The organism is Streptomyces canus (genome assembly GCF_001514145.1).
GTDB classification, from domain to species: domain Bacteria; phylum Actinomycetota; class Actinomycetes; order Streptomycetales; family Streptomycetaceae; genus Streptomyces; species Streptomyces canus.
The window spans coordinates 278,621-283,278 of record NZ_KQ948666.1 but is presented as its reverse complement, the minus strand read 5'-3'; the positions used below and the strand labels follow the sequence as shown (position 1 = coordinate 283,278).

Sequence of the window (4,658 nt, the reverse complement as noted above, 5' to 3'; positions counted from 1 at the left end):
CCCGCTTGACGAAAGACATAGAGGCACCCCCCCGGTGTCACCACTGCCTATTGCCCTAGTGCTCTGAGCCCAGCTCGATGTCGACAGTGACCCGCCGCACGTGTACTCCTTGGACGTCATCGTTCGGCAGGTCGAGGCAGCCAAGCAGTCGAGCGGCTGCCTCGGGAGATTGATCTCGCTCGGTTGAGTGGCCGGGCTGCTCGTCGGGCAGCTCATGGAGCTCCGCCTCGATGGCGTAGCTCATGCCTCCCGAGACCATGCCGTCGACGAGGCTGCGGATGCTGATGGTCGTGCCTGCGACTTCGTTCGCGTGGAAGCCGCCGCCCGGGATCAGGCGTGGCCGAACCTCCCGGCTTGCCAGTGGGCCGAGCGCGAACGCAGCGCCCCCGGGGTTGGCGAACTTCATGCGCCAGTTCCGGATTGCCAGAGGCTTCGGCAGAGTCGCTTCCAGCTTGACCGAAACCGTCCGGTCATAGGGGTTGTTGACCTGGAATCGCCGTCCCGCGAAGGCGCCGACGAGACCTTCGACTCCACCGCCGCCGGGGATGGGTGCGACATTGCGCTGTGCAACGTTGTTGTCGAACGGCACCAGGCGTGCGGGAGGAATCGGGCCGTTCACGGTCTCGGTGTTGGGGAGGTCTCCGTCGGCCGAGACTGTCATCAGCAGGCATTCGTGCCCTTCCACGGCCGGGGTCCATGCGAAGGGCCCGACCACAGTAGTGCCACCGGAAGCCAAGCCTCCGGGGACTGAAAGGGATGGGGTCGTCATGGATTGCCAGTCGCTCGGCCATATCAACCCGGCGGTGGGGCGGGAGTGATAGCCCTTGACGACGACGTTCTGCGCTTTCTGTGTCCCCCGGTTCTTGACCCGGCAGTAGACGTAGTTGGGAACATTCAGGATCGGTGTTTCGTGGGTTGTACCGCCATCGGCTGTGACGCGGTTCCAGATGTCGGTCGTCTCCCAGAAGTTCTCCAGGTACGGCGCGTACTCGCCGGCCCGTCCGTCGTCGATGTAGACGTCGACTGCCGGGGGCGCGCCGGGAGTCGTCACCGGGGTGGGGCCCGAGGGCGGCTGGTAGAAGCCTTGCTTCTCGAAACTCCACCGAACGACTTTGTGGAACGCGCCACCCGGGTGGCCCTCGAAGATGGCGGTGCCATGGTCGGCGTTCATCAGTGCGGTGGCGAAGACCCCGGCATCGGGTGTGGGCGTGATGGGGCTGGTCGCGAGCGAGCCGATGGCCCGAAGCTGCAGGTATGCCAAGTAGCGGGCGGCGAACCGGCGAGCGTCCGGGTACCCCGAGTCGCCGCCTGTCGACCGATAAATGCGGAACATCGTCGTCGACAGGATCTCCTCGCTCTCGTAGAACCTGTCATCGTGAATTCCGCCCCAGGCCCAGCCCTCACTCACCTGACGGTCTTGGCGACGAGTGACCAGCGGTACCCAGGGGAAGGTGACGAAGCGGTCCGGCGCGAGCGAGTCGGGGGCATGCAGAATCACCGCCAACGAGTCGCCACCATTGTGGACAAAGCCGAGGTTCGGCGAGTGCACCGTGTCATAGAGCAACCCGTGGACGAACTCGTGGACCATGACTCTGGCGTCACAGGACATGCTGACCGTCGACCCGGATTGCACCAGGCCGCACGTGTAACGCCCCATGCCGGTGCCGGTTGCGTTGCCCAGGGAGTGCGCATTGACGTCGGTCTCGCTGCGATGGTCGATCTCCACGGGGAACGTTGTGCCGTCGAGATACGCGGCCAGGTTGAATCCCATTCCCTCCATCAACTGGAAAAGCGACTCGATGTTGTTGTAGGCGCAGGCTGCGGCGAAGTCGTCGCTGGGCACGGAGTAGTCGAACGAGCCGGGTGCCGGTGAGGTCGGCGGCGGCGCGGTGGGCGTCTGGAAGTCGACGACCGACACCCGCGATCCGGCAAGGCCCTGCGGGCTCGTCGACGGGAGGTGGGGCAGAGTGACAGAAGAGCGCCAGTAATTGAGTTCGCCGGGGTTGGTGGTCGTGAGGGGGCCAGGGGCGGCAGTCGCGGAAAGGGCCGCGTTGCCGGTCCTGGTGATGGGGTCCGTGGTGTACACGCTGGCCGTCGCACAGGCCGCGAACGCGCGCAGGTAGAGCACGGATCGGGTCGACGGCTCCACGAACGCCCGCCAATGCACCTCACCGAGTTCCGGCATCGGATACGTGAAGAGGTACTCCGTGACCAAGTAGTGCTCATCCGGCCGGATCTGCTCTGGCACAGGCGGCAGGGGCAGAGTGGGCGGAGCTGCCTGCAGCGGTCCCCGACGGGCTTCCTCGGACGTTTCTGGATGGAGGCGCTGCGTCGGGTCGTACTGGAAGACGAGCTGCCGCCGACCGTTGATCCTGATGTTCCGCTCGGTCCCGTCGGTCCCCACACCGTCAGGACCACTCGGCTGACGGCTGATTCCCAAGACCGTCAGCAGCTCGCCCTCGCTCAACTCCTTGCCGTATCCCTCTGTTGTGCCTGCCGGGGGCTGCGGCCTGCCGATCTTGATGTCGTAGTGAAGTGAGCTCGTGGAGCTGGTGACTCTGGCCGGCGAGTCGTGAGCCGTGATGGAAAGGCCCGCTTCCCAGATGGGCAACCCCTCGTACGACTGCTGATACGAGACGACCGACGTCTCCATGACGGACGACTCGTGCTCCCAACTCAGCCTCACCTCACCAGGTGCGCCCACCTGTCCATCCGTCGAACCCAAGCCGGCGATCCACTCAGAGGGGACCCCGTACAAAGGTGCCACCTCACGCAGATACTCGTTCGCCGCCACACCGGGACTGAGCTCGACGGCGGTGCTCGCTCTGTAGGGCTCCTGCACATGTTCCAGGTGGCGAAGCCGACCACCTCGGTCCCGCTGCTCGTGCACGTTCGGCGTAATCTCGAACGACATGGGATTCACCTTCGCTCCCTGCGATTGCGGCGCATCTCGAGACCCCGGCAGAGTGCGGGGCTGTCAGTCCATCGGAGTGAGGACCCCGTCCTCGTCCAGGAAGTAGCTGCCTTTCGCGAGGCCCTCCACGGTGCCGTCCTTGAGCCATTGCCGGGACATCCTGTGCACCGCCATTGCCTGGCGCTCCCAGGGGATTTGGTGGCATGCGCAGGCGACGCGGAACATCAGCTTGTGCGCGCCGGGGATGGCGTCGTAGAGCGCGGGCACCGAGAAGTGCAGCAGCCCGAGGTTGGCCGGTGTGTTGACCGTGGTGTCGAGGTCTCCGTAGATGATGAACACGGGGACGTCGGAGCCGAGGATGCCGTCCAGTGGCACAGTGGTGGAGTTCCAGCCCCACCAGTACTGGTTCTTCACCCGCATGACGCCCGAGGGCTTTCCCGCCACGTCGGGACCCCACGTGGCACCGGTGGTGTCGTTCTCCATGATCGCCTTCCACACCACCTCGACCATCCCCTCCTCCCGCTGCTTGTGGCACTTCACGTCCCTGTCCCACGCCGTGGCGAAACCCGTCTTGCTGGTGAGGGTCATGGGGAAGCCGAACACGGAAGCCGGTTCGCTCTGCGGCAGCGGCACCGGCGCGTCCCAGCGCGTCCCGGGCTTGCTCTGCCTGCCGTTGGGAGGGAAGATCGGGGCGAGCAGCAGCAGGCTCTTGACGTTCTCCTTGTGCTGGATGGCATACGGGCCGAGCTGCTGTGCGGCGGCCGACCAGCCGATGAGGTCGACTTTGGACGCGCCCGTGAGGTTCTTGATGTAAGTGACGACCTTGTGGACCTCCTCCCAGTTGCTCTGGGAGTTGTCCAGCTGGAAGGGGTATTGCACAGGGCCCGATACGCCTCCTGGATGGTCTGCCAGGAGGGGCCTCTGGGCAGGGTTCACATTGCGTGGGTCTTCCATTTCGGGGCGCGTGGACCGGCCGGACCCCTGGAGGTCCATGACGAACACGTCGTAGCCCGCGTCGGCCAGGAAGTCGGCCCAACTGTATTTGCCGTACTGGAGGTCGAAGCCCGCCAGCGCCGGCACACTGCGTCCGTGCAGCATCAGGACGGGCTCGCGCGGCTTGTTCGGCTTGGTGCCGTTGCGCTCCCGCACGAAGAGCGTGGCGGGCTTGTCCTTGTTCGCAGGGATAGTCGACGTCCACGGGATGGGGTGGTCTTTCAGGACTGGTGCTGCCATGACTGCGCTCCGATGGCTCCGTCTGCGGTTTGGGGGCGGCTCAGGCCCTGCGGGACGTGATTGATCGCGATGGAGTGCCCGTCGAACCTGAGCTTGGGCGTCCGCCGGCCTGTCCAGCCCGTTCCGCGAAGCTCGATCCGTGTCCCCCGGGCAAACGCTCTCGGGAGTACCTCGAAGGAAGCTGCATCGTCACGCTCGGTTCCGTCTGCGCTTCTCCGGGCGTCGGGCCGCCCTGTGGCTCATCCGCTCTTTCTCACGATAACTCCCGGCCCATGTGCCGCGCCTGTCCAAAATTCAATGGTCTGCCGCCCACTGAGAGGCGAGCCCAATCGACTCCACTTCACGGATCGTTGGCGTTGCGGTTCGTAGTGCCCTGGGTCGCGTCGGGGAGGTTCCTCGAACAGCGCAGGGCCCTGGAAACGCAGATCGGACAGCTGCTGGAGGCCCACCCTCTTTCCGCGGTCCTGACCTCGATTCCGGGGGTCGCGGTCAGGACCGCCGCCACCTTGCC

General features: G+C 65.5%; 2 protein-coding genes. Both read right to left on the bottom strand.

Annotation, left to right across the window (positions count from 1 at the left end):
- Window positions 1–55 precede the first annotated feature (55 nt).
- Window positions 56–2,914: a hypothetical protein gene (locus AQJ46_RS31970; RefSeq protein ID WP_059208863.1), complete on the bottom strand. Its 2,859-nt coding sequence runs from the start codon at window positions 2,912–2,914 to the stop codon at window positions 56–58.
- A 63-nt stretch (window positions 2,915–2,977) separates the two neighbouring features.
- Window positions 2,978–4,147, bottom strand: coding sequence for an alpha/beta fold hydrolase (locus AQJ46_RS31965; protein ID WP_208617014.1), 1,170 nt, complete (start codon window positions 4,145–4,147; stop codon window positions 2,978–2,980).
- Window positions 4,148–4,658 lie beyond the last annotated feature (511 nt).